Origin of the sequence: Microbacterium sp. LWO12-1.2 (assembly GCF_040675875.1) — a bacterium.
GTDB lineage: Bacteria > Actinomycetota > Actinomycetes > Actinomycetales > Microbacteriaceae > Microbacterium.
The window spans coordinates 1,673,914-1,698,505 of the sequence record NZ_JBEGII010000001.1 but is presented as its reverse complement, the minus strand read 5'-3'; the positions used below and the strand labels follow the sequence as shown (position 1 = coordinate 1,698,505).

Annotated in this window: 21 protein-coding genes; 14 read left to right on the top strand and 7 right to left on the bottom strand. The window is 67.1% G+C overall.

Annotated features, from left to right (window positions below; genetic code table 11):
* Positions 1-40: 40 nt before the first annotated feature.
* Together lpdA and MRBLWO12_RS08100 are read right to left on the bottom strand one after the other, a co-directional pair.
* Complete coding sequence (lpdA, locus tag MRBLWO12_RS08105) at positions 41-1,438, bottom strand: dihydrolipoyl dehydrogenase (protein WP_141871619.1); 1,398 nt, start codon at positions 1,436-1,438, stop codon at positions 41-43.
* 9 nt (positions 1,439-1,447) lie between these two features.
* Positions 1,448-2,098: a copper resistance CopC family protein gene (locus tag MRBLWO12_RS08100; RefSeq protein ID WP_363554374.1), complete on the bottom strand. Its 651-nt coding sequence runs from the start codon at positions 2,096-2,098 to the stop codon at positions 1,448-1,450.
* Positions 2,099-2,198: 100 nt separating this feature from the next.
* Between MRBLWO12_RS08100 and MRBLWO12_RS08095 the strand changes: the two genes are divergently transcribed.
* From MRBLWO12_RS08095 to MRBLWO12_RS08085, 3 genes are all read left to right on the top strand, one after another.
* Positions 2,199-2,684, top strand: coding sequence for an FHA domain-containing protein (locus MRBLWO12_RS08095; RefSeq protein WP_363554372.1), 486 nt, complete (start codon positions 2,199-2,201; stop codon positions 2,682-2,684).
* On the top strand, positions 2,684-3,370 hold the full coding sequence (locus MRBLWO12_RS08090; RefSeq protein ID WP_363554370.1) for a MerR family transcriptional regulator: 687 nt from the start codon (positions 2,684-2,686) through the stop codon (positions 3,368-3,370). Before MRBLWO12_RS08095 ends, MRBLWO12_RS08090 begins: the two co-directional genes overlap by 1 nt.
* Before the next feature lie 99 nt (positions 3,371-3,469).
* The gene (locus tag MRBLWO12_RS08085) at positions 3,470-4,015 is read left to right on the top strand and encodes a MerR family transcriptional regulator (protein ID WP_141871623.1); all 546 of its coding nucleotides are present in this window, start codon (positions 3,470-3,472) and stop codon (positions 4,013-4,015) included.
* Between the two features lie 73 nt (positions 4,016-4,088).
* On the opposite strand, the gene MRBLWO12_RS08080 is transcribed toward MRBLWO12_RS08085, so the two are convergent.
* Positions 4,089-4,901, bottom strand: a complete 813-nt coding sequence (locus MRBLWO12_RS08080) for a ParA family protein (RefSeq protein WP_141871624.1) — start codon at positions 4,899-4,901, stop codon at positions 4,089-4,091.
* A gap of 93 nt (positions 4,902-4,994) precedes the next feature.
* Here MRBLWO12_RS08080 and MRBLWO12_RS08075 point away from each other — a divergent pair, with 93 nt between their 5' ends.
* The 3 genes from MRBLWO12_RS08075 to def all read left to right on the top strand — a co-directional run bounded on the left by MRBLWO12_RS08075 (position 4,995) and on the right by def (position 10,957).
* Positions 4,995-8,402, top strand: a complete 3,408-nt coding sequence (locus MRBLWO12_RS08075; protein ID WP_363554368.1) for a pyruvate carboxylase — start codon at positions 4,995-4,997, stop codon at positions 8,400-8,402.
* 66 nt (positions 8,403-8,468) lie between these two features.
* Entirely contained in the window at positions 8,469-10,466 is a 1,998-nt protein-coding gene (locus MRBLWO12_RS08070) for a MinD/ParA family ATP-binding protein (RefSeq protein WP_363554366.1), read from the top strand.
* Positions 10,466-10,957, top strand: a complete 492-nt coding sequence (gene def / locus MRBLWO12_RS08065) for a peptide deformylase (RefSeq protein WP_363554364.1) — start codon at positions 10,466-10,468, stop codon at positions 10,955-10,957. Before MRBLWO12_RS08070 ends, def begins: the two co-directional genes overlap by 1 nt.
* 90 nt (positions 10,958-11,047) lie before the next feature.
* Here the strand turns inward: def and MRBLWO12_RS08060 are convergent, their stop codons facing one another.
* Positions 11,048-12,880 (bottom strand): AMP-dependent synthetase/ligase, encoded by a 1,833-nt coding sequence (locus MRBLWO12_RS08060; protein WP_363554362.1) that lies wholly within the window; start codon positions 12,878-12,880, stop codon positions 11,048-11,050.
* Positions 12,881-13,030: 150 nt separating this feature from the next.
* Here MRBLWO12_RS08060 and MRBLWO12_RS08055 point away from each other — a divergent pair, with 150 nt between their 5' ends.
* Positions 13,031-13,729 carry a lysophospholipid acyltransferase family protein gene (locus MRBLWO12_RS08055; RefSeq protein ID WP_141871629.1) on the top strand — a complete coding sequence of 233 codons (699 nt, stop codon included), beginning with the start codon at positions 13,031-13,033 and terminating at the stop codon, positions 13,727-13,729.
* A gap of 37 nt (positions 13,730-13,766) precedes the next feature.
* Positions 13,767-15,107, top strand: coding sequence for a class II 3-deoxy-7-phosphoheptulonate synthase (locus tag MRBLWO12_RS08050; protein ID WP_141871630.1), 1,341 nt, complete (start codon positions 13,767-13,769; stop codon positions 15,105-15,107).
* An 82-nt stretch (positions 15,108-15,189) separates the two neighbouring features.
* On the opposite strand, the gene pknB is transcribed toward MRBLWO12_RS08050, so the two are convergent.
* Positions 15,190-17,139 carry a Stk1 family PASTA domain-containing Ser/Thr kinase gene (pknB, locus tag MRBLWO12_RS08045; RefSeq protein WP_363554360.1) on the bottom strand — a complete coding sequence of 650 codons (1,950 nt, stop codon included), beginning with the start codon at positions 17,137-17,139 and terminating at the stop codon, positions 15,190-15,192.
* 78 nt (positions 17,140-17,217) lie between these two features.
* The gene (locus MRBLWO12_RS08040; RefSeq protein ID WP_363554358.1) at positions 17,218-18,384 is read right to left on the bottom strand and encodes a LysM peptidoglycan-binding domain-containing protein; all 1,167 of its coding nucleotides are present in this window, start codon (positions 18,382-18,384) and stop codon (positions 17,218-17,220) included.
* Between the two features lie 122 nt (positions 18,385-18,506).
* On the opposite strand from MRBLWO12_RS08040, the gene MRBLWO12_RS08035 reads away from it, so the two are divergent.
* Complete coding sequence (locus MRBLWO12_RS08035) at positions 18,507-18,866, top strand: Rv2175c family DNA-binding protein (protein ID WP_414685459.1); 360 nt, start codon at positions 18,507-18,509, stop codon at positions 18,864-18,866.
* A 20-nt stretch (positions 18,867-18,886) separates the two neighbouring features.
* Here MRBLWO12_RS08035 and MRBLWO12_RS08030 read toward each other — a convergent pair whose 3' ends face one another.
* On the bottom strand, positions 18,887-19,975 hold the full coding sequence (locus tag MRBLWO12_RS08030) for a polyprenyl synthetase family protein (RefSeq protein WP_363554354.1): 1,089 nt from the start codon (positions 19,973-19,975) through the stop codon (positions 18,887-18,889).
* Between the two features lie 96 nt (positions 19,976-20,071).
* Between MRBLWO12_RS08030 and MRBLWO12_RS08025 the strand changes: the two genes are divergently transcribed.
* The 5 genes from MRBLWO12_RS08025 (at position 20,072) to MRBLWO12_RS08005 (ending at position 24,580) form a co-directional block, all read left to right on the top strand.
* Positions 20,072-20,446, top strand: a complete 375-nt coding sequence (locus MRBLWO12_RS08025) for a DUF3040 domain-containing protein (RefSeq protein WP_363554352.1) — start codon at positions 20,072-20,074, stop codon at positions 20,444-20,446.
* Between the two features lie 288 nt (positions 20,447-20,734).
* Positions 20,735-21,166 (top strand): division/cell wall cluster transcriptional repressor MraZ, encoded by a 432-nt coding sequence (gene mraZ / locus MRBLWO12_RS08020; protein ID WP_029261553.1) that lies wholly within the window; start codon positions 20,735-20,737, stop codon positions 21,164-21,166.
* A gap of 102 nt (positions 21,167-21,268) precedes the next feature.
* Positions 21,269-22,207, top strand: coding sequence for a 16S rRNA (cytosine(1402)-N(4))-methyltransferase RsmH (gene rsmH / locus MRBLWO12_RS08015; protein ID WP_363554349.1), 939 nt, complete (start codon positions 21,269-21,271; stop codon positions 22,205-22,207).
* The gene (locus MRBLWO12_RS08010; RefSeq protein ID WP_363554347.1) at positions 22,204-22,770 is read left to right on the top strand and encodes a hypothetical protein; all 567 of its coding nucleotides are present in this window, start codon (positions 22,204-22,206) and stop codon (positions 22,768-22,770) included. The genes rsmH and MRBLWO12_RS08010 overlap by 4 nt, the downstream gene beginning before the upstream one ends.
* A 43-nt stretch (positions 22,771-22,813) precedes the next feature.
* Positions 22,814-24,580: a peptidoglycan D,D-transpeptidase FtsI family protein gene (locus MRBLWO12_RS08005; protein WP_363554345.1), complete on the top strand. Its 1,767-nt coding sequence runs from the start codon at positions 22,814-22,816 to the stop codon at positions 24,578-24,580.
* Positions 24,581-24,592 lie beyond the last annotated feature (12 nt).

The window sequence follows — 24,592 nt, the reverse complement described above, 5'->3', positions numbered from 1 at the left end:
GATCCGCGTGAGCGGACCGGGCCTTCGTGATGCGGATGGATCAGAAGTTGATCATGTGACCGGCGAGGCCGTGGAAGCCCTCCTGCAGCGCCTCCGACAGCGTCGGGTGCGTGTGCACGTTGCGTGCCAGTTCGAGAGCCGTGAGGTCCCACTTCTGCGCCAGGGTCAGCTCGGGCAGGAGCTCCGAGACGTCCGGTCCGATCATGTGTGCGCCGATGAGCTCGAGGTGCTCGGCGTCGGCGATCAGCTTGACGAAGCCGACGGGCTCGCCGAGACCGTGCGCCTTGCCGTTGGCCATGAACGGGAAGGACACGACCTTGATCTCTCGTCCCTCGTCCTTCGCCTGCTGCTCGGTGAGACCGAACGATGCGACCTGCGGCGAGCAGAACGTCGCGCGCGGCATCATGCGGTAGTCGCCGAGCGTCTGGGTCTCCGCGCCGCCGATGGTCTCGGCGGCGACGACGCCCTGGGCCTCGGCCACGTGGGCCAGCTGCAGCTTGGCGGTCACGTCACCGATGGCGTAGATGCCCTCGACGTTGGTGCGCATGTGGTCGTCGATGTCGATCGCACCGCGCTCGGTGAGCTTCACGCCGGTGTTCTCCAGGCCGAAGCCCTCGATGTTCGGGGCGAAGCCGACCGACATGAGCACCTTGCCGGCATCGATCGAGCTCTGCTGCCCGTCCTTGCCGGTGTAGGTGACCGTGACGGAGGAACCGTTGTCGACGATCGTCTCGACCTTGGTGGAGGTGAGGATGTCGACGCCGTAGTTCTTGTACTGCTTCGTGATCTCCTTCGACACATCCGCGTCCTCGTTGGGGAGCGCGCGGTCGAGGAACTCGATGATCGTGACCTTCACGCCGTAGTTCGTCAGCACGTAGGCGAATTCCATGCCGATCGCGCCGGCGCCGACGATGACGATCGACTCGGGCAGCTCACGGGTCATGATCTGCTCTTCGTAGGTCACGACGTTCTCGCTCAGCGTGACACCCGGCAGAAGGCGGACCTTGGAGCCGGTGGCGATGATCACGTTGTCGAACGTAACCTCTTCCGTCGAACCGTCGGCCTTGGCGACCGAGATCGCCTTGGGGCCGGTGAAGGTGCCGCGACCGTTGTACTCGGTCACCTTGTTCTTCTTCATCAGGAAGTGGATGCCCTTGACGCGACCCTCGGCGACCTCGCGGCTGCGATCGAACGCCTTGCCGAAGTCGATCGTGAACTCACCCGAGATGCCGAAGAACTCGGCCTTGTGGTTCAGGGTGTGCGCGAGCTCCGCGTTCTTCAGGAGGGCCTTGGAGGGGATGCAGCCCACGTTGAGGCAGACACCGCCCCAGTACTTCTCCTCGATGATGGCGGTGGACAGGCCGAGCTGCGCGCTGCGAACCGCAGCGACGTATCCACCAGGACCTGCACCGAGGATGACGACGTCGTAATGAGGCATGAGTTAAGCCTATCGCTCCGCGGAGGGGTCGGAATCGGTCGCGGAGCCGTTCTTCCGGGCGCGAACGGTGAACCAGACCATCAGCGCCGCGATGACCGCGATGCCGCCGATCGAGAGAGCCCAGATCCAGGCTGATGCGCCGGACGAGGCCTCGGCATCCGGTGCCGGCGTGGTCGTCGCACCCGGGGTCGTGGTCGCGTCCGGCGAAGGGGCGGCCGTGGCGGGGGCCGTCGTGGGGATGGCAGTAGGGGGCTCGACGGAGCCGCTGGTCACGGTGAAGAAGAACTCGTCCGACGTCGGGTGACCGTCGCTCGAGACGACCTTCCAGATGACGTGGTACTCGCCGGCGATTGTTTCGGCCTTCAGCGGCTGCGTCACGATCGCCCCGTCGACCGTCGGGGCGCCGTCGGTGACCGCGTTGCCGTCGGCATCGGTCACGACGACCTCGGTCGCGCCGTCTCCGGTGATCAGCTTGGCGCTGAAGGTGAGCGTCAGCTCGCTCGGGAGCGTCTCGACCGTGCTGTCGGCCTCCGGAGACGACGACACCAAGGCGTCGTGCGCGGAGGCGGCGAGCGGTGAGAAGAGCACCAGGAACGCGGCGAGGAGGGTCGCGGCGAGCGCGACGGGGACGAGGGGGAGGCGGCGGGCTGTGGTCTGCACGCTCCCAGCCTATGAATCTCCGGTATGGGATGCCTGAGTGTGAACGCGGCCTCCCAGGAGGGCCTCGGAATCCGTTAGTCTGGATCGTGAGGAGGGCACAGTGACAGACAGCGACAGCCGACCGGCAGGTGACTCGGCCATTCACCGTTCCGGCGAACAACGACACGACGTGACACAGACGTTCGGACACGATTCGGACCTGTCCTTCGTGCCGTTCGGTGTGGAACTCACCGATGTGGAACAGACCGCGATCGCGGCGCTTCCTTCGGGATCCGCACTTCTCCTGGTGCGATCCGGCGCCCTCGCCGGTGCGCGGTACCTCCTGGACACCGACGTGACCACGGTCGGACGCCACCCCGAGGCCGACATCTTCTTCGACGACGTGACCGTGTCTCGTCGTCACGCTGAGGTCACCCGCAACGGATCGACCTTCGAGATCATCGATCAGCGCTCCCTCAACGGCACCTATGTGAACGGCGAACGCGTCGACCGCAGCCCGTTGGTGGACGGCTCCGAGGTTCGCGTCGGCAAGTTCCGCCTCAACTTCTTCGTCTCACCTGTCGATCGCCCCACGGCGAACATCTGATGGCGGCCTCTCCCGCCCGCGAACGCTCTGCGTCCGCGGGCCTGTTGAGTATCGGCCAGGTGCTGGCCAGGCTCACACCGGAGTTCCCCGAGCTCACCTCCAGCAAGCTGCGCTTCCTCGAGGTCCAGGGCATCGTCACTCCCTCACGGACCGAGTCCGGGTATCGCAAGTTCTCCACGGCTGACATCGAACGGCTCCGTCTCGGCCTCACGCTGCAGCGCGATCACTACCTTCCGTTGAGCGTCATCCGCGAGCAGCTCGACGAAGCGGATGCGCGCGGCGAAGGGGCCGTACTCGCACCGCCTCCCTCGATCGCGCCGACGCCGCGTCGTTACCGTCGCGATGAGCTCCTCGCCGCCGCCGGAGCGGGGCCCCAGCTGCTCAACGATGCGATCAGCACGGGCGTCATCACGGCACAGGAGACCTACTCAGAATCGGTCGTCACGCTGCTGCGCGGCCTCGTGGCGCTCGACCGTCACGGCATCGAGCCCCGTCACCTCCGCTCGCTGCGCCAGGGCGCCGAGCGCGAGGTCGCGCTCATCGAGTCGGCGATGTCGGCTCTGCTCCGCCGGACGGATGCCGCCTCTCGCGCCAAGGCGAGTGAACTGGCTCCTGAACTGGCCACCAAGATCGACGAGGTGCGCTCGCTCTTCGTCAAGGATGCGTTGTCGCGGGTCCTTTCGTAACGAACTGATTGCGACACACCTTCGGTGTCGCACGGATGTCATTGCCGCTGCCTGGGCACTGCTCTACCGTGGAGATAACCGTTCCAGGGAGGATTTCAGATGAATGCGGATGAGCTCGCAGGAGACCCGCGCTTCGTGCCCGAACTCCTCTTCACGGACGGTCTTCCGGCCATGGATGACGAGGTCGGCTACCGCGGCGCTGTCGCCGCACGTGCCGCCGGTATCACCTACCGCCAGCTCGACTATTGGGCTCGCACCGAGCTCGTAGAGCCCACGGTGCGCGGCGCCAGCGGCTCCGGTTCGCAGCGTCTGTACGGCTTCCGTGACATCCTCGTGCTCAAGCTCGTCAAGAGCCTGCTCGACACCGGCATCTCCCTGCAGCAGATCCGCACCGCGGTGGAGGAACTCCGCCGCGCAGGCATCCGCGATCTCGCAGGTACGACGCTGATGAGCGACGGTGCCTCTGTCTACCTCTGCACCTCGAACGACGAGGTCATCGACCTGGTCAGCCGCGGTCAGGGTGTGTTCGGCATCGCCGTGGGCAAGGTGCTGCGTGAGGTCGAGTCCACGCTCGTGCAGTTCGACGCGACCGTGCCCGATCCCGTCGACGAACTCAGCGCACGCCGCTCTCAGCGCTCCGCCTAGAAGAGACTTCCGCTTCACGCAGAACGGCCATCCTCGATGAGGATGGCCGTTCTGCTGTGTGCGCGTGTGGTCGTCAGTTCTGCGTTCCGTTGTCCGCGACGGCGATGCGCCCGGTGCGGATGATGCGGTCGAGGAGCTGGTCGAAGTCCGCGGCGAGTTCCTGTGCGGAATCGCCGGGCCAGATGTGCAGAGGCTTCGCTGCGCCCTGCGCCTGCTGCAACGAGGTGCGCTCGGGGAGCTGGGGCGAGAGGACGAGCGGTCCGAACATGTCGCGGAGTTCCTTGATGCGGAACTGGTGCTCGATGGACTGCGGACGCACGCGGTTCACCACGATGCCCAGCGGCTGCAGACGAGGCGAGAGACCACGACGGATCTCTTCGATCGCGCGGAGGGCGCGGTCCGCGGCGGCCACGGAGAAGAGACCGGGCTCTGTGACGACCATGACACGGTCACTGGCTGCCCACGCTGTGCGCGTCAGAGCGTTCAACGACGGCGCACAGTCGATGAGCACGAGGTCGTAGTCGGCTTCGACGGCGGCGAGTGCCTCTTCGAGCTTCCACACGTCGCGCACGCTGGGGTGCGGCCCGTCGAAGTTGATCGCCGACGGGCTGCCGATCAGCACGTCGATGGTGCCGGGGTGCACCTTCGCCCACCCGCTGGAGGTGATCGCCTGTCGGACGACCTTCTCCTTCGGATTCGCCAGGACATCGGCGATGTTGAGCCGACCTGCCACCTGGATATCCATCCCGGTGGACACATCGGACTGAGGGTCGAGGTCGACGACGAGAGTACGGACGCCCCGGGCGAAGGCCGCTGAGGCCAGGCCGAGGGTCACGGTCGTCTTGCCGACGCCTCCCTTGAGAGAGCTGACGCTGAGTACGTGCACGGACTCCACGTTACCTTCCCCTAGGCTGGGGGAACACTCAGCCCCGCCCCATGTGCGTCGAAAACGCCGCACATCGAGCTATCAGAGGTGTGCATGTTCAAGAAGATCCTTGTGGCCAATCGCGGCGAGATCGCAATTCGTGCCTTCCGTGCGGCTGTCGAAGTCGGAGCCAGGACCGTCGCCGTCTTCCCGCACGAGGACCGCGGTTCCGTGCACAGGCTGAAGGCGGACGAAGCCTACGAGATCGGCGAGCGCGGTCACCCCGTGCGCGCCTACCTCAGCGTCGACGAGATCATCCGCGTCGCGCGCGAGTCCGGCGCCGATGCGATCTACCCGGGATACGGGTTCCTGTCCGAGAACCCTGAGCTGGCGGAGAAGGCAGCCGCGAACGGCATCGTCTTCATCGGACCGCCGGCCGCGGTGCTCGAGATGGCGGGCAACAAGGTCGAGGCCAAGCGGCACGCGATCGAAGCCGGCGTGCCGGTGCTGCGATCGACCGAGGCCTCGGACGACGTCGAGCTCCTGGTATCCCAGGCGGAGGAGATCGGATTCCCGCTCTTCGCGAAGGCCGTCGCCGGCGGTGGCGGTCGCGGTATGCGGCGTGTCGCGACGGCCGATGAGCTGGCGCCGGCGCTCGCGGAGGCGATGCGCGAGGCGGCCAGTGCGTTCGGCGACGCGCGCATGTTCCTGGAACAGGCGGTGGTGCGGCCACGCCACATCGAAGTGCAGATCCTCGCTGACAAGACCGGCGAGACCGTCCACCTCTTCGAGCGCGACTGCTCGGTGCAGCGTCGTCACCAGAAGGTCGTCGAGATCGCTCCGGCCCCGAACCTGGATGACAGTATCCGCACCGCCCTGCACGGCTACGCGGTCGCATTCGCACGGTCGATCGGCTACGAGAACGCCGGAACGGTCGAGTTCCTGCTGGAGACCGCGGGGGAGCGCGCCGGCGAGGTCGTGTTCATCGAGATGAACCCGCGCATCCAGGTCGAGCACACGGTGACCGAGGAGGTGACCGACGTCGACCTCGTCCAGAGCCAGATGCGGATCGCCGCCGGGCAGTCCCTTGCGCAGCTGGGGCTGCAGCAGGAGAACCTGCACCTTCGTGGGGCGGCGCTCCAGTGCCGTATCACCACGGAGGATCCGACCCAGGGCTTCCGCCCCGACACGGGCAAGATCACCACATACCGTTCTCCCGGCGGCGCCGGCATCCGCCTCGATGGCGGAACCGTGCACCAGGGTGCGCAGATCAGCCCGCACTTCGACTCGATGCTCGCCAAGCTCACGTGTCGCGGGCGCGACTTCCCCGCAGCGGTCGCGCGTGCGCGCCGTGCGCTGGCCGAGTTCCGCATCCGCGGCGTCTCCACCAACATCCCGTTCCTCCAGGCGCTGCTCGAGGACGAGGCCTTCATCGCCGGTGACGTCAGCACCTCGTTCATCGACGAGCGCCCTGAGCTCCTGCGTGGTCGGGTGTCGAAGGACCGCGGCACCAAGATGCTGAACTGGCTCGTGGACGTCACCGTCAACAAGCCGCACGGCGCGCACCCCGGTGTCGTGGACCCGCGGACCAAGCTCCCGGCCGTCGACCTGACCGCGCAGCCGGTCCCCGGCTCTCGCCAGCGACTGCTCGAACTCGGCCCCGAGGGCTTCGCGCGCAGCCTGCGAGAGCAGACCGCGCTCGCGATCACCGACACGACGTTCCGCGACGCTCACCAGTCGCTGCTCGCCACGCGTGTGCGTACGAAGGACCTCGTCGCTGCCGCGCCGTACATCTCACAGCTGACCCCTGGCCTGCTCTCTGTCGAGGCGTGGGGTGGCGCGACCTACGACGTCGCTCTCCGGTTCCTCGGCGAAGATCCCTGGGAGCGTCTCGACAAGCTGCGGTCCGCGCTGCCGAACGTCGCGATCCAGATGCTGCTGCGGGGGCGCAACACGGTCGGTTACACGCCGTACCCGACGGCCGTGACCGATGCCTTCGTCGCCGAGGCCGCGGCGAGCGGAGTCGACATCTTCCGCATCTTCGACGCGCTCAACGACGTCGAGCAGATGCGACCGGCGATCGACGCGGTGCGCCGCACCGGCACCGCGGTCGCCGAAGTGGCGCTGTGCTACACCGGCGACCTGCTCAATCCGGCCGAGGATCTCTACACGCTCGACTACTACCTGGGGCTCGCCCAGCAGATCGTCGACGCCGGAGCGCACATCATCGCGATCAAGGACATGGCGGGACTCCTGCGTCCTGCGGCCGCAGCGAAGCTCGTCGCTGCACTCCGCGAGCGCTTCGACCTCCCGGTGCACCTGCACACGCACGATACGCCCGGCGGTCAGCTCGCGACCCTGCTCGCCGCCAGCGCGGTGGGAGTCGATGCCGTGGATGCGGCATCCGCCCCGCTGTCGGGAACGACCAGCCAGCCCTCGCTGTCCGCACTCGTCGCCGCACTCGCGCACACCGACCGCGACAGCGGCATCGATCTCGCGGGAGTATCCGATCTCGAGCCCTACTGGGAGGCGGTCCGTCACCAGTACGCGCCTTTCGAGTCTGGCCTGCCCGGCCCCACCGGCCGTGTCTACCACCACGAGATCCCTGGCGGCCAGCTGTCCAACCTGCGCCAGCAGGCGAAGGCGCTCGGTCTCGCCGACGACTTCGAACTCATCGAGGACATGTACGCCGCGGCGGACCGCATCCTCGGACGGGTGCCGAAGGTGACGCCGTCGTCGAAGGTGGTCGGCGACCTCGCCCTGCACCTCGCCGCCGTCAAGGCCGACCCCGCCGACTTCGAGGCGAACCCCGAGAAGTACGATGTGCCGGACTCGGTCGTGGGCTTCATGGCCGGAGAGCTGGGCGACCTGCCGGGCGGATGGCCGGAGCCCTTCCGCACGAAGGTCCTCGCCGGTCGCTCGGTGCGGCCTGGTGTGACGGCCCTCACAGCGGACGACGAAGCGGCCCTCGGCGGCGACAGCGTCACGCGACGCGCGCGGCTGAACACGCTGCTGTTCCCCGCGCCGACCCAGGAGTTCACGCAGATGCGCGAGCTGTTCGGCGACCTCTCGGTGCTCGACACGAGCGACTACCTCTACGGCCTGGTGCAGGGACAGGAGCACCTGATCGAGATCGATCGGGGCGTGCAGCTCTACGTCGGGCTCGAAGCCATCGGCGACGCCGACGATCGGGGCATGCGCACCGTCATGACGACGCTGAACGGTCAGCTGCGCCCGGTGTTCATCCGTGACCGTTCCATCGCGGTGGACGCGCACGAGGTCGAGAAGGCCGACACCTCGGTGCCCGGTCAGGTGGCCGCTCCGTTCTCGGGTGTGGTGACGCTCAAGGCCGAGATCGGTGCTGTCGTCAGGGCCGGCGAACCGGTCGCTTCGATCGAGGCGATGAAGATGGAAGCGGCCATCACCTCGCCCGTCGACGGAGTCGTCGAGCGCCACGCGATCGCCGAGACGCAGCAGGTGGATGCGGGAGATCTTTTGGTCGTGATCCGTCCCTCGCACTAATCTTGTGCGGGCGAGGGCCGCGCACCATGTGCGCACCCGAGGCCCGCACAGGCTTGGAGTGACACCGTGACCCCGAAGAACACCTCAGACCCTCTCGATGAGAACTCGTTGGGGGTGCTCGATGACGCCGCGTCCGTGGACACGGCCGTCATCGGCATCCTCAGCGGGACCGCGCAGGTGAACGTCGTCCTTCCTCAGGACGAGGACGACGATCTCGATGACGACGGCGTTCTGGACGGCGAAGTCGTGGCGGATCTCATCGTCGACGAGGTGTCCATAGAAAGCGTGAAGATGCCCGACGCGGTGGCGTCGACCACCGCGATCTCGCCGCTCGAGGCCGAGGCCGTGGCACCGGTCTCGGCATCCGCTGCGTCGGCGGCGAAACCGGAACCGCATCCGCTCGTGTCCGAGACGGCCACCACCGGCCTCCTCAAGTCGGCGTCGAAGGCGAGCACCACGAAGAAGTCGAAGAAGAAGCCGGCGACGGCCACGAATCCGGCACCTGCGGAGCCGGCGACCGAGGCCGTCGTACCCGAAGCGAAGGCACCCGAGGAGAACCGGACTGACGCGAAGGTTCCTAAGCGCCAGGCTCCTGAGGCCACGGTGCCTGAAGTCGAGGCTCCGGCGGTGAAGGTCCCCGAGATCAACACTCCCGAGGTGACGGGGTCAGAGGTGCAGACTCCGGCAGCCCCCGAACCCGAAGCGCCGTCACCTGCGCTGACGCCCGCTGCGGCCGCGGCGAAGCCCGCGCCCCGCCCCTCCACGACCCCAGCGCCCGCGGACGATATCGTCATCGACGCGGTGATCGAAGAGACACCCGGGTCGCGGTCGCCGATCATCGCGCCCGCGGAGACCATCACGGATGCGGTCGTCGTCGACGACGAGACGTCCGCGGCCGAGGAAGCCGCGATCGCCGCGCGATTCCTGGCCAGAGCGAATGCCGATGCGTCGGCCGAGAAGGCGACGCTCGCGCCGGCCGCATCCGCGCCGATCGAGAAGGAGACCGCCCCCGTGACCACCCCCGAAGAGAAGGCGGTCGTCACCCAGCCCACGCGCGCCGCAGCGCGTGCGGAGGTGACGCTGACCTCGAAGCGACTGGACGACCTGAGCGAGTCGGGTCGGGAGACCGCCGACCTGCTCACCGCGGATCGGCTCCTCGACCCGCATCGCGTCGCCAAGCCGGAGCCGGAGGGGGCGTGGAGCCACTTCCTCTACACAGTGTCCGGTCGTCGCATCAACATCGGCGACGGCAAGCGAGCCAAGGATCGCAAGGCGCTGACCGCACGGATCGCCGCGCCGCTCGTCGGCGGTGCTCGATTCGTCCCGGTGCTGTCCCGCAAGGGCGGCGTCGGCAAGACGACGATCACCGCACTGCTGGGGATGGCGCTCGCGGATGCGCGAGAGGACCGCGTGATCGCGGTCGATGCCAATCCTGACCGCGGCACGCTCGCCGACCGTGTGGTGCGCCCGCACCACTCGAAGTCGGTGCGAGATCTCGTCCGCATCCACGACGAGGTGAAGGGCTACCACGACATCTCGGCGATCGTCGCCCGAGATGCGACGCGGCTCGACGTCCTGGCGTCCGACGCGGATCCCCGTATCGCCGAGGCGTTCAGCGACGACGACTACCGCGATGTCGCGGGCGTGGCCGCGCACTACTACTCGCTGGTACTCACCGACACCGGTACCGGGATCGTGCACTCTGTGATGGCGGCGACGCTCGACTTGGCCGATCAGATCGTGATCGTGTCGGGTCTCAGCGTCGACGAGGCCAGACTCGCCTCCGAGACGCTCACCTGGCTCGAGACGAACGGGTATGCGGAGCAGGCGCGCGATGCGATCGTCGTGCTGAACCAGTCGACGCCCGGCGCTCCGCTCGTGCGCCTGAATGAGCTGGAGTCCCACTTCGCGACCCGCGCCAAGCGCGTGGTGCGGATGCCGTATGACACCCAGATCGCGGGAGGCGGCACGATCGTCTTCGCGAATCTGCAGCCGGAGACCAGGGCGGCGGCGCGAGAGCTCGCCGCGTTGCTGGTCGAGGGCCTTCGGGGCAAGGCAGCCTGATGACGGTGCGCGAGATCCGCATCTTCGGAGACCCCGTGCTGCGCACCGTGTGCGCCCCGATCGACGACATCGACGACGGAGTGCGGGCGCTGGTCGCAGACCTCATCGACACTGTCGAACTCCCCGGACGCGCCGGCGTTGCCGCTCCGCAGATCGGCGTGGCCCTGCGGGCCTTCAGCTACAACATCGACGGCGACATCGGCTACGTGCTGAATCCGGTGCTGACCGAGGTTCGAGGCGAGCCGGTGCCGACCGGTGAAGGCTGTCTCTCGGTGCCGGGTCTCTGGCATGACGCCCAGCGGCATCCGTGGGCGCGAGTCGAAGGCATCGATCTCGACGGGCAGCCGGTCGTGCTCGAAGGGGAGGGGCTGCTGGCGCAGGCCCTCCAGCACGAGACGGATCATCTCGACGGCAAGCTCTATCTCTCGCGGCTCGACGCCGAGACTCGGCGGACCGCGATGCGTGAGGTCCGCGAGAGCGAGTGGTTCTGACCGGTTCCTCCTTCTGACACGAAACGGCCCCCTCGCGCTCGTGCGCAAGGGGGCCGTTTCGTAGAGAGGGGGACAGGTCGCCCCGTGGCGTCAGCCGCCGATCGCGATGTTGGTCGTGGCGACCGGCTCGTCGTAGAGCGCGGAGATCTCATCGGCGAAGTCGTTCATGATCACGTTGCGCTTGATCGAGAGCTTCGGAGTGAGATGCCCGGATGCCTCGGTCCACTCGGAGTCGAGGATCGTGAACTTGCGGATCGACTCGGCGCGGGAGACCCGCGCATTGGCCGCGTCCACGGCGCTCTGGATCTCGGCGCGGACGGCCGCGTTCTTCGAGGCATCCGCGAGCGACAGGTCGGACGGAAGTCCGTTGTTCGCGAGCCAGGTCGGCAGCATCTCCGGATCGAGGGTGATCAGCGCCGAGATGAACGGCTTCTGATCTCCGACCACGACGACCTGTCCGATGATCGGGTTCGCGCGGATGGGGTCCTCGAGCGCGGCCGGGGCGACGTTCTTGCCGCCGGCGGTCACGATGATCTCCTTCTTGCGGCCGGTGATCGTCAGGAATCCCTCGGAGTCGAAGCTGCCGATGTCGCCGGTGCGGAACCAGCCGCCCTCGCTGAACGCCTCTGCCGTCGCCGCCTCGTTGTTCCAGTACTCCTTGAAGACGTTGATTCCGCGCACCTCGATCTCGCCGTCGTCCGCAAGCCGGACTCCGACGCCGGGGAGGGCGGGGCCGACCGTGCCGATCTTCGACTTGTCTGCCAGGTTCACTGTCGCGGGGGCGGTCGTCTCGGTCAGGCCATAGCCCTCGAGGATGACGACGCCGAGGCTGTGGAAGAAGTGCCCCAGGCGCGAGCCGAGGGGAGCGGAGCCGGAGACGGCATAGACGACGTTGCCGCCCATGGCCTCGCGCAGCTTGCTGTAGACCAGCTTGTTGAACAGCGCGAACTTCAGCTTCATCCCGAAGGGGATCTTCGAGCCGGCCTCGACGAGCTTGGAGTGCTCGATCGCGACGTCTGCGGCCGCACGGAAGATCTTGCCCTTGCCGCCGGCCTCCGCCTTCTGCTCGGCCGAGTTGTACACCTTCTCGAAGACGCGCGGCACGGCGAGGAGGAAGGTGGGCTTGAACGAACCGAGCGCCGGGAGGAGCTGACGGGTGTCCGGCTGGTGTCCCGTGCGCACACCGGCGTGGATGTCGAGGATCGAGATGAACCTCGCGAACACGTGCGCGGTCGTGATGAACAGCAGCGTGGATGCGCCCGGCGTCTGCACGACGTCGTTCAGTGCTTTCGCCGAGTTGCGGGACAGCTCGACGAAATTGCTGTGCGTCAGCACGCAGCCCTTGGGGCGGCCGGTCGAGCCGGACGTGTAGATCAGCGTCGCGATGTCGGATCCGACGGCCAGGTTGCGGCGTCGTTCGATTTCGGCGTCGTCGACTGATGCTCCCTGCGCGGTGAGGGAGTCGATGGCACCCAGGTGCAGCTGCCAGATCTCGCGGATGAGCGGCAGCTCACTGCGCACCTCGTCGACCCGGGCGAAGTGCTCAGGGGATTCGACGATGAGCGAGATCGCTCCCGAGTCCTCCATGATCCACTGGATCTGCGAGGGGGAGCTGGTCTCGTAGATGGGGACCATCACCGCTCCTGCATAGAAGAGGGCGAAGTCGATCAGCGTCCACTCGTAGGTGGTGCGCGCCAGGAATCCGACCTTCTCGCCGGGCTGGATGCCGGCGGCGACGAATCCCTTGGCCACGGCGATGACCGCGGTCTGGAAGTCGGCGGCGGAGATGTCACGCCATCCGTCGCCGTCAGGCACGGAGAACAGAGCCCGATCCGGGGTGGCCTTGACACGCTCGACCAGGAGATCGGCGATGTTCGCTTGGGGGTCGGCGGGGACGATCGCGGGGACTTCGAACTGGACCACGGCAGCTCCTTCGGTACCTGTCAGGACGGGTTGCGTTCGAGTCTAGAGCATGAGACGCGGTCGCACAGAAGGTGAAACCCAGTCGCTATCTAGCGCTTCGCAAGCGAGAGGCCATGGCGGACGCCGAGCGCGGCGCTAGACTTCACCTCGATGTTCTACTGGCTGATGAAGTACGTGGTGATCGGCCCCTTGGTCAAAGGGATCTTCCGTCCCTGGATCGTGGGTCGCAACAACGTGCCCGCGAACGGTGCGGCGATCCTGGCCAGCAACCACCTCTCCTTCGCCGACTCGATCTTCCTTCCCCTGGTGATCGATCGGCGGATGTCGTTCCTCGCCAAGAGCGACTACTTCACCGGTCGAGGTCCCAAGGGCTGGGCGACGAAGTTCTTCATGAAGGCCACCGGACAGCTGCCGATCGACCGCTCCGGCGGCAAAGCGTCCGAGGCGTCGTTGAACACGGGGCTGCAGGTGCTCGGGGGAGGCGACCTTCTCGGGATCTACCCCGAGGGCACGCGCAGCCCCGACGGCAAGCTCTACCGCGGGCGCACGGGCATCGCCCGGATGGCACTGGAGGCCAAGGTCCCGGTCATCCCTGTCGTCATGGTCGACACCGATACCGCGATGCCGATCGGACAACGGCTGCCGCGGGTCGTGCGTGTCGGAATCGTGATCGGTGAGCCTCTCGACTTCTCCCGTTACGCGGGCATGGAGAACGATCGCTACATCCTCCGCTCCGTCACGGATGAGATCATGGTCGCCCTTCAGCGGCTCGGCGAACAGCACTACGAGGACGTCTACGCGTCGACCGTGAAGGACCGTCTTCCGTCGCGCGTCACACAGCGCTCCTGAGGCGTCCCGCACACCGCGCGCCCACTAGGCTGGGAGGATGCTCCCGCACGACATCGACGCCCTGGACGCGTGGCGCTCGCTCCCCATCAAACAGCAGCCGCAATGGCATGACGCCGCCCGCGTCGCCGAGGTCTCCAAGCAGATCGCCGGGCTTCCGCCCCTGGTGTTCGCCGGTGAGGTCGACAACCTTCGGGATCGCCTCGCTCGCGCGGCATCCGGTCGGGCATTCCTGCTCCAGGGTGGCGACTGCGCAGAGACCTTCGCCGGTGCGACCGCGGAGCAGATCCGCAACCGCATCAAGACCGTTCTGCAGATGGCCGTCGTGCTGACCTATGGCGCATCGATGCCGATCGTCAAGATGGGCCGCATGGCCGGGCAGTTCGCCAAGCCGCGCTCGAGCGACACCGAGACGCGTGGCGACGTGACGCTGCCTGCCTACCGCGGTGACATCGTCAACGGGTACGACTTCACGGAGGGCTCGCGCCAGGCTGACCCTGGTCGATTGCTCCAGGGCTACCACACCGCGGCATCCACCCTGAACCTCATCCGTGCGTTCACGCAGGGCGGCTTCGCCGACCTCCGCGAGGTGCACTCGTGGAACAAGGGCTTCGCGCAGAACCCGGCGAACCAGCGCTACGAGCGCATGGCCGCCGAGATCGACCGCGCCATCAAGTTCATGGAGGCCGCCGGCGCGGACTTCGACGAGCTGAAGCGCGTCGAGTTCTTCACCGGTCATGAAGGTCTGCTCATGGACTACGAGCGGCCGATGACACGTATCGACTCCCGCACGGACACCCCGTACAACACCTCGGCGCACTTCCTCTGGATCGGTGAACGCACGCGCGAACTCGATGGCGCGCACGTCGACTACTTCTCCAAGATCCGCAACCCCATCGGCGTCAAGCTCGGACCGACCACGTCGCCGGACACCGCCCTCGCGCTGATCGACAAGCTCGACCCGAACCGTGAGCCGGGTCGCCTGACCTTCATCACGCGCATGGGCGCCGGCAAGATCCGCGATGCACTTCCGCCGCTGTTGGAAGCCGTCCGCGATTCTGGTGCACAGCCGCTGTGGGTCACCGACCCGATGCACGGCAACGGCATCACCACGCCGACCGGATACAAGACCCGTCGTTTCGACGACGTCGTCGACGAGGTCCGTGGCTTCTTCGAGGCGCACCGCGCGGTGGGCACGTTCCCCGGTGGCATCCATGTCGAGCTGACCGGCGACGACGTCACGGAGTGCCTGGGCGGTTCGGAGCAGATCGACGAGGCCGCACTCGGCACCCGCTACGAGAGCCTGTGCGACCCGCGTCTGAACCACATGCAGTCGCTCGAACTCGCCTTCCTCGTGGCCGAGGAGCTTGAGAAGCGCTGACGCGCCGCACGCAAAGAAATGCCCCCGTCAAGGAATGGCGGGGGCATTTCGCATTGTCGTGGGGTTAGCAGCCGCTGAACGGCTAGAAGGGACTACTGCGAATCTGGAGCGTGATCTTGGTTCCCTTCACGCGCTGATCGCCGGCACCGGGATCTGAACCGGTGACTTCGGTGAAGTCGTTCGGGAAAGCGCTCCAGATGCCGTTCCACACTGGCTCAAAACCTGCGTCCCTGATCGTCTGCGCGGCGACATCTCGAGTCATGCCTTCCACATCGGGGACGGGGAAGAGCTCCGGGCCCTTCGACACGATGAGCTGCACGGTGTCGCCGGGACGCCAGTTGCCTTCCGAAGCCCGGTCCGAGACCCCGATCACGCGGTCCTTCTCGACACTGCCGCTGAACTCGTAACGGGACTCGTCGGCGACCAGGAGCTTCTTGTCGGTCAGCGTCGACGTGGCCTCATCCACGCTCATGCCAGACACATCGGGGAAGGCGCCGGCGGAGACATAGAGCTCCACCGTGTCGTCCTCGAGGATCTCGCATCCATCGCCGCACGCGTAGGCCTCACCGCCGGCCCGCGGGGTGACGTACGCGTTGATGACGATGCCGGCATCGGCATCGGAGAACAGGATGAGCGGATCATCCGTCACGTTCACGTTGAGTCCGCTGAGATACTCCCTGGCGTCGCTCTCGGTCTTGCCGTTCAGCGCGTCAGAGGTGTGCGACGCTGGCCCGAGCGAGACATAGACGGTCACCTCGGCGCCCTTGTCGAGGCGTGCGCCCGTGTCGGGGTCGGAGCGGATCGCGATGTCGCGATCGACGTCGATGGAGTTCTCCTCGGCCCTGACCGGTACGAAGCCGGCGTCGATGAGGGCAGCGGAGGCATCTTCGTACGTGTCTCCGGCGATGGCGGGCACGGCTATCAGCGATCCAGGACCGGAACCGAACCACCATCCGACGCCACCGGCCAGCACGGCCAGCAGCAGTACGAGGGTGAGCAGGAACGCTCCGCGGGCTCGTCGCTTCGAGGCGCGTCGGCGCAGGATGGTCGCGTTGTCGATCGTCTGCGGCGCGGGAGCCGTCGGATCGGTGATGACCATGGTTCCGGGCATCACCTTCGTGAGGTCGCCCGAGTCCGCCTGAGAACGCATCGGCTGCGTGTGGGGAGTGGCGGCGGCGGGCGCGACCCCCAGTGAGCGCTCGATCTCGCGGAGGCGCTCCAACATCTGCTGGGCGTCGTCAGGACGCTCGTCCGGGGACTTCTCCGTCGCCCAGAGCACGAGCTCGTCGAGCTGCTCAGGCACGGCGGGGTTGCGCACACTCGGTCGTGGCACGGATTCGGTCGCGTGCTGGAACGCGATCTGCATCGGCTGCTCGCCCTTGTACGGCTGCTCGCCGACCAGCATCTCGTAGAGCATGATGCCGAGCGCGTAGATGTCACTGCGGGCATCGGCGGTTCCCCGCGTCACGAGCTCCGGCGCGAGGTAGGCGATCGTACCGAGAAGCTGCTGACCGGTGGCGGTGTTGGCCGTGGTCGCTCGCGCCAGGCCGAAGTCGCCGATCTTGATGCGGCCGTCCTCGGCGAGCAGCACGTTCTCCGGCTTGACGTCGCGATGGACGATGCCGGCGCGATGGGCGGCGGACAGCCCCGCGAGCACGGCATCCATGATCGTGATGGTCTGGGGGATCGTGAGGCGCTTCTGCTCACGGAGCAGCTCGCGCAGGGTGATTCCCGGCAGATACTCCATCACCAGGTAGGCGAGCTCGCCGTCCTGTCCCTGGTCGAAGACGTTGACGACGTGGGGGTCCGCGAGGCGGGCGGCGGAGCGCGCCTCCTGGATGAAGCGGCTCTGGAAGGCGGAGTCGTCGCTGAGATGCGCGTGCATCACCTTGAGCGCGATGCGTCGCTCGAGGCGCAGGTCGGTCGCGACGTACACGGTGGCCATGCCGCCTCGGGCGATTCTGGCCCTCACTCTGTAGCGGCCGTCGACAAGCCGCCCGATGAGGGGGTCGGCCTGCTGATTGGACGTCACGTCAGAATTCTATGGAGAACTGCCTGAAAGCCTGGGGAACGGCTCACCCCTGAGGCCTTCGGGTTTTCTGAACCGCACTCATCCATGTGCGGCGAGCCACTGGTACGCCTGGGTCTCCCACTGGCCGTATCGGTTCGGATATGCCGAGATCTGGACCGCCTGAGCGGCGTCGGTGAACGACAGCTGCTCCCAGCCGGGGATGTCGAGCAGTCCGCGCGTCACGCTGCCGTTGGGGTCGTGCGGCCCGCCATAGAAGACGCGTGTGCTGCGGTCGGCATCCTGTACCTGGGCGGGAGTTCCCCATCCAGTGCTCGGCCGTTGTTGGAAGATCCCGAGGGAGTCCCGGTCGCCCCAGCCGAGATTGCGCAGACCGGACTCGACCATCCCGGTCGCCAGGGCGATCGCTATCCCGCGGTCGGAGACGCCGAGTTCCCGGCCGATGCGGATGATGAGGGTCGCAGCGGCGATCTGCTCGGCGTCCAGGGAGGTGGTGGGCGGAGTGGCTGCCGCTGCCGTCGCGGCAGCCTGTTCGACGATCAGTTGCTGCCCAGGGTAGATGATCGACGACGAGGCGAGGCCGTTCAATGCGAAGAGCGCCTGCGTGCTCGTACCGTATTTCTGAGCGATCGCGAAGACTGTGTCGCCGGCGACGACGGTGTGCGTGCGCGTGGATGTCGTGGCTGCGGGAGCCACGACCGCTGCCGGTGCGGCGGCCGTCGACGGCGTCGAACCGCCCGAGACGGCGAGCTTCTGCCCGGGGTAGATGATCGATGCGCGCGTGAGCCCGTTGGCCGCCAGCACGGCGTCGACGGTCGTGCCGTACTTGTTCGCGATGCCGTAGACGGTGTCGCCGGCGACGACGGTGTGCGCGGAGGTCGAGGGGGCGGCGGCGGGCGAGGCCACCGGTGCCGGGGCTGTCGCGGGGGCGAGGAGCCTGAGCGTCTGCCCTGGGTAGATCACCGAGCGCCAAGAGAGGCCGTTCCAGGTCAGCACGTCGGCAGTGCGGAGGCCGTAGCGTCCCGCGATCGCCGAAATCGTGTCCCCGGCGCGCACGACGTAGCTCGCCGGCGCCGACTGCGCCGGCACGAGGCGGCCGGAGCCGTGGAATCGTTCGATCGGCGCGGTCTCCTGCGAAGCGGCGGCTGCGGGAGACACGGCGAGGGTCCCGGCCAATGCCCCCAACACGGCTGCGGGCACTCCCAGCTGAATGTGACGCGTGCGACGCGTGGCGGTGTGCAGTCTCAAGGTTGCCCCCTTTTCGAGCTCCTGACACGCTGACACGGAAGTAAATAGAAGTCAACAGAAGTGACTGAAGTGACGGATGTGACTGGAGTGCCGATATGCGGTGCGCGTTCTGAGGTGAGATAGTGGGCAACGTGTCTGAGAACGTTGCTGTGAACCCTGCCGCCGAGTGGCTGACGATGCCCGACCTGGTCGAAGCGCTCGATGAACCGCTCGGACGTGTGCGCCGACTCATCGACGACCACTACCTCGTCGGATCTCGCCGTACGGGCGTCTTCGCCGTTCCCGCCGTGTTCATCGTCGACGGCCAGCCGCTCAGCTCTCTGCGTGGCACGATCATCGTGCTGCAGGACGCCGGATTCACCGATGACGAGCTCATCGACTGGCTGCTCGAGGAAGACGAGAGCCTCGGCCGTTCCCCGATCGCCGCGCTGCTGGCAGGGCACAAGAGCGAAGTCCGTCGCGTGGCCCGGACGCTCGTCTGAGGCCGAATCCTTCGGTCGCTTCAGGCGGAACGGACGGTCGCTGCGCGCGCCAGATCGCGCAGATCCCCGACGGCGGCGTTGTCGAGCCGCGCGCCGCTGAGGGCCTGATCGGCCTCTCGCGCGTAATCGGCGATCATCGTCTCGATGCGCTCCAGAGCGCCTGACCCTTCGATGGTCGCCTGCAGGAACGACACCTGCTGCGCGGTCAGCTCCGGGTCGCCGAGCATCTCGTCGAAGACGGTCCGTGCGGGGGAATCGAGGGCTTCGCGGGTGAGGGCGACCAGAACCGTCCGCTTTCCCTCCCGAAGGTCGTCGCCCGCGGGTTTCCCGGTGACGGCGGCATCGCCGAACACGCCAAGGACGTCGTCGCGCAGCTGGAACGCCATTCCGACCGGTCGGCCGAATCGGCGCAGCGCCTGCACCTGGTCGGCATCAGCGCCGGCGAGGGCCGCGCCGAGGATCAGCGGTTGCTCGATGCTGTATCGCGCCGATTTGAGGGATGCGATGCGCAGCGCGCGGTCGGCATGAGTGCCGTTCTCGTTCACTATCCAGGCGGACTCCTCCGCGATGTCGAGGAACTGTCCCGTCGTGACGTCGCGCCTCATGCGCGCATATTCGGCGCGGACCGTGCGGGCGAAGGGATGGGAATCGAGCGCGGACTCCAGCAGATCGTCGCTCCAGGCTACGAGAAGGTCGCCGAGCAGGATCGCCGATGCGCGGCCGAATGCGGCGGCGTCGCCTGTCCAGCGCGCGGCTCGGTGCGAGTTCTCGAGAGCTCGATGCGCAGCGGGTCGGCCGCGGCGGGTGTCGGAGTTGTCGATCAGGTCGTCATGGACGAGCGCGGCCGACTGGAAGATCTCCAATGCGGCGCAGACATCCCACAGCGTGTCGGTCTCGATGGCGCTTCGGTCAAGGAAACGTGCGGTTGCTCGCCACCCGGCGTGGCAGAAACGAGCGCGCAGTCGCTTGCCCCCGATCAGCGTCTCCGCCGCCGCGTCGAGGAAGCTCGCGGCATCGGGGCCGTACTCGTCGGATTCGCTACGCATCTGTGCGATGAATCGCTCCAGACGGAGGGCGACGGCGTCCTGGATCGGAGTGGGGGATGGCACACTCCCAGCATACGTAAAGCAAGGAGGAGCCGAACTGCTAGCCCCGGATGCCCGGGCGCGCGTAGAATGGATGAACGAATACCCGAGGGGGACGAAATGCCACTCTCCGAACAGGAGCAGCGTCTGCTCGATGAGATGGAACGCCATCTCCTCCACAACGACGCAGACGTCGTGAGCGCGCCGTCAGGTGATCGCACACTGAGCTATCGCAACCTCGTCTACGGTGCACTGCTGCTGCTGGCCGGCGTCGGTGCGCTGGTCGCCGGAGTGATCATCGGCGACGTCTGGGGCATCGTGGTCGGTGTCATCGGATTCGCCGCCATGCTGGCCGGTGTGATGTTCGCCGTCACGCCCGTGCGACGCACCACTCCGGCTGTGCCGCGTGAAGCCGCCTCCGCCAAGCGGCAGGACTCCGCATCCTTCATGGATCGCATGAACGACCGATGGGATCGGCGACAGGACGGTCGCTGACCGCCCCTCCACTTACTTCTGAAGAAGGCCCGGATGCTCTGAGCATCCGGGCCTTCTTCGTATATGCGGTCGCATGACGCCGGTTTTCGGCGCGCGCGATTACGCCGGCCTGCCCTGTGGTCCCTCCACTGGCCCTCCACCTTCCTCCACCGCGAGATTCCGCGGAATCTCAAGCGACGCCGTGCCGTGATGGGCGTCTTCGCCGCGATTGACCGTAGGAATGTGGAGGAAAGTGGAGTAAAGTGGGGCGCACCTCGAGTTGGCCGGACGCAGAGGGGGTGATGGCCGATGTTGCTAGGGACGCATTCACCGAAGCTGGACGACAAAGGAAGGGTCATCCTTCCCGCGAAGTTCCGTGAAGACCTCGGCGGCGGCATCGTCGTCACCCGAGGTCAGGAACGCTGCCTCTACGTCTTCAGCACGGCCGAGTTCGAGGCGATGCACGAGCGGATCCGTCAGGCTCCGCTCGCGAACAAGCAGGCGCGTGACTTCATGCGACTGTTCCTCTCCGGTGCGAGTGCGGAGATGCCAGACAGCCAGAACCGCATCACCATCCCCGCCCACCTGCGTCAGTACGCAGGGCTGCAGAAGGAACTCATCGTCACCGGAGTCGGCGCCCACGCCGAGATCTGGGACGCCGAGAGCTGGAACACCTACCTCGCCGCCGGCGAGGAGACCTACTCCGACCTCGAGCAGGAGGTGATTCCGGGACTCTTCTGACCACGGCTGTGATGCCCCGCCGCTCCCGCCCCGACACACTTCCCCGGTGCCGGGTCGAGAAGCGGAGGGGGATCAGAGCCGAAGGTCACCCCGAGAAAGATCATGAACCTCCGAGACATTCACACCCCCGTACTGCTCGACCGCTGCGTCGAGCTGCTCGCCCCTGCCCTGCACGCGGACGGAGCCGTGCTCGTCGATGCCACTCTCGGCATGGGCGGCCACTCCGAAGCATTCCTCGAGCGCTTCCCCCACATCCGACTCATCGGACTAGACCGCGACACCGATGCCCTGCGCATCGCGGGGGAGCGGCTCGCCCCGTTCGGGGACCGCGTCACGCTCGTCCACACCGTCTACGACGAGATCGGGCTGCACGCGCAGGGAGCTTCGGCGATCCTCTTCGACCTCGGCGTCTCTTCGCTGCAGCTCGACGAGGCCGAGCGCGGCTTCGCGTACTCCAAGGATGCGCCGCTCGACATGCGGATGGATCAGACCAAGGGCATCACCGCCGCCGAGGTCATCGCGACCTACAACGAGGGAAACCTCCGCCGCATCTTCGAGCGCTACGGCGAGGAGAAGCTGGCCGGCCGCTACGCGCGCTTCATCATCGATGCTCGGCAGAAGAAGCCGATCCTGCGGTCGGGCGAGCTCGTCGAGATCCTGATCGCCGCGACACCGGCAGCCGCTCAGCGCGCTGGGCATCCGGCGAAGCGGGTCTTCCAAGCGCTGCGCATCGAGGTCAACGCCGAGCTCAACGTCCTCGCCGACGCCATCCCGTCAGCCATGGAGTCACTGAACGTCGGCGGTCGCATCGCCGTGATGTCGTACCAGTCGCTGGAGGACCGCCTCGTGAAGCAGGCGTTCGCCGCGGCTGCCGCCTCGACCGCCCCTGCGGGGCTTCCGGTCGAACTGCCTGAGCACGCTCCTCGCTTCCGCATCCTCACCAAGGGCGCAGAGCTTGCCGACGACGCCGAACGCGCACGCAACCCCCGGGCGATCCCGGTGCGGCTGCGGGCCGCCGAGAAGGTGCGGGACCGCGCATGAGCCTGAACGCCACCGTCCGCAAGCCGGCGCTGCCGGTCACGCCGGCACCCGCACGCGCACCCGAGCGCCGGCTGCGCCCGGTCACCGAGAGCAAGCCTCGTCGCAAGCCCAAGCTGGCGTACGCGCTCATGGCGCTCGGCGGAGCGCTCGCGATCGGAGCAGCGCAGATCGGGCTGTCTCTCGCGATCACGCAGGACTCGTTCGTACTCGCCGACCTGTCATCGCAGCAGCGCGAGCTCAACCTGCGCACACACGCCCTCCAAGAGGAGCTGACAGGGCTCAGCTCTCCCCAGGCGCTCGCGAGTGCGGCCTCGGATCTCGGCATGGTGGTCGCAGGGTCTCCCTCGTACCTGCGCCTGAGCGACGGTGCGGTGTTCGGTGTCGGATCCGGCGCGGACTGGACATCGACCGTCGACCCGAACGGCAGCGGTGCCGTGAGCAACGCGCTCATCACCGCTCCTCCCGTCGACACCCCTGTGCCGGAGAACAGCGCGGTCGATCCGGCCACGCAGGACCTTCCGCCGGCGATCACCGACGGCCTCCCCAGCCCCACGACGCACTAGCCGACCCGCACGCAGACCGCACACGATCCGACGGAGAGATCCCATGACGACACGAGCCACCCGCGGACCGCGGCGACGGACAGTCGTCGCCCTCGCCGTGATCCTCGCGGTGCTCGCCGTCTTCGTCGTGCGTCTGGTCGACATCCAGGTCGTGAGCGCCGACGAGCACGTCAACAACTCGCTCAAGCACATCGGCAAGGGCGACAGCATCCCCGGGCAACGGGGGGCGATCGTCGACTCGAACGGCACAGTGCTCGCCTCGAGCGTGATGGTCTACGACGCGGAGCTCAGCCCGCTCGTGATCACCGAGTTGGAGAAGAAGGAGCCCAAGGTCCCCTGGGACGAAGCCGCGGACAAGATCGCAGCGGTCACCGGCCAGACCGGCGACGAGGTGCGCGCGCTCGTGGCGAACGCTCTCGCCGAGAACCCCGAGAGCCAGTACGTCCAGCTGAAGAAGTCGCTCACGACGGATCAGTACATCGAGCTGCGCGACCTGAAGCTCGCCTACCTGCACATGAAAGCGCGCGAGACCCGGGTGTACCCCAACGGCGCGGTCGCGGGGAACATCGTCGGATTCCTCGACGGCAGCGGCAAGGCACAGGCGGGCATCGAGCAGATGGAGCAGTCCTGCCTCGCGCCCGTCGACGGCGAGGAGAGCTACCGCATCGGCAAGGACGGGGTCGTCATCCCCGGGAGCGAACGCACCGTGAACGCGGTCGACGGCGGCACCGTGCAACTGACCATCAACAGCGACCTGAACTGGTACCTGCAGCAGATGATCACCGAGGAGGCCCAGAAGCAGGGCGCCAAGGGCGGAACGGTGACGGTCGTCGAAGTCAAGACCGGAAAGATCCGCGCTGCGGCGGAGTGGCCGGCGCTCGACCCCAACGACCTCGGGTCGATGACGGCCGACGACTGGGGCAGCGAGATCTTCCACCACGACTTCGAGCCCGGATCGACCTTCAAGGCCATCACCGCGGCAGCCGCGATGGAGGGGGCAGGCCTCACACCCCTCAGCACGGTGAGCGCATCCTCTCGAGAGAAGTTCCCGAACGGCGCCGTGATCAACGATGCGTTCTCGCATGCGGCCTACAACTACACGCTCGCCGGTGCGCTGATCGACTCGTCGAACGTCGCCCTGTCGAAGTTCGGTACGACGGTCAGCCCCGAGGTGCGTTACGACTATCTTCAGCGGTTCGGTGTCGGTACGGACACGATCGGCTTCCCGACCGAGGTCTCCGGCACCCTGCACCCCGTGAGCGAGTGGGACAACCAGTCGCTGTACACCACCACGTTCGGCCAGTTCTTCACCGTCACCGCCGCACAGGTCGCCGGGGCGTACCAGGCGATCGCGAACGGCGGCGAGAAGATCGACCTGTCGCTGATCGAGTCCTGCACTCAGCCGGATGGCACCGTGGTCGCGGCCGAGGAGCCGAAGCACGAGCAGATCGTCACCGAGCAGACAGCCGCCGACCTCACGCGCATGCTCGAGAACGTCGCGGTGCAGGGCGGCAACGCCGAGCGCATCCAGGTTCCCGGCTATCGCGTGACCAGCAAGACCGGTACCGCGCAGGTTCCCGACGGCAAGGGCGGATACAAGGCCGGGGTGTACTACACGAGCATGGTGGGCTTCGCGCCCGTGGACGATCCGCAGTACGTCGTCGTGGTCACTCTGGACGAGCCGACTAAGGTTGTATCGTCCGCGGCCACCGCATCCGCCTTCCAGAAGGCGATGACGCAGGTGATGAAGACCTATCGCGTGATGCCGTCCTCCGTACCGATGGATGAGTTGCTTCCCAAGTTCGAATAGCCGGCGAAAGCC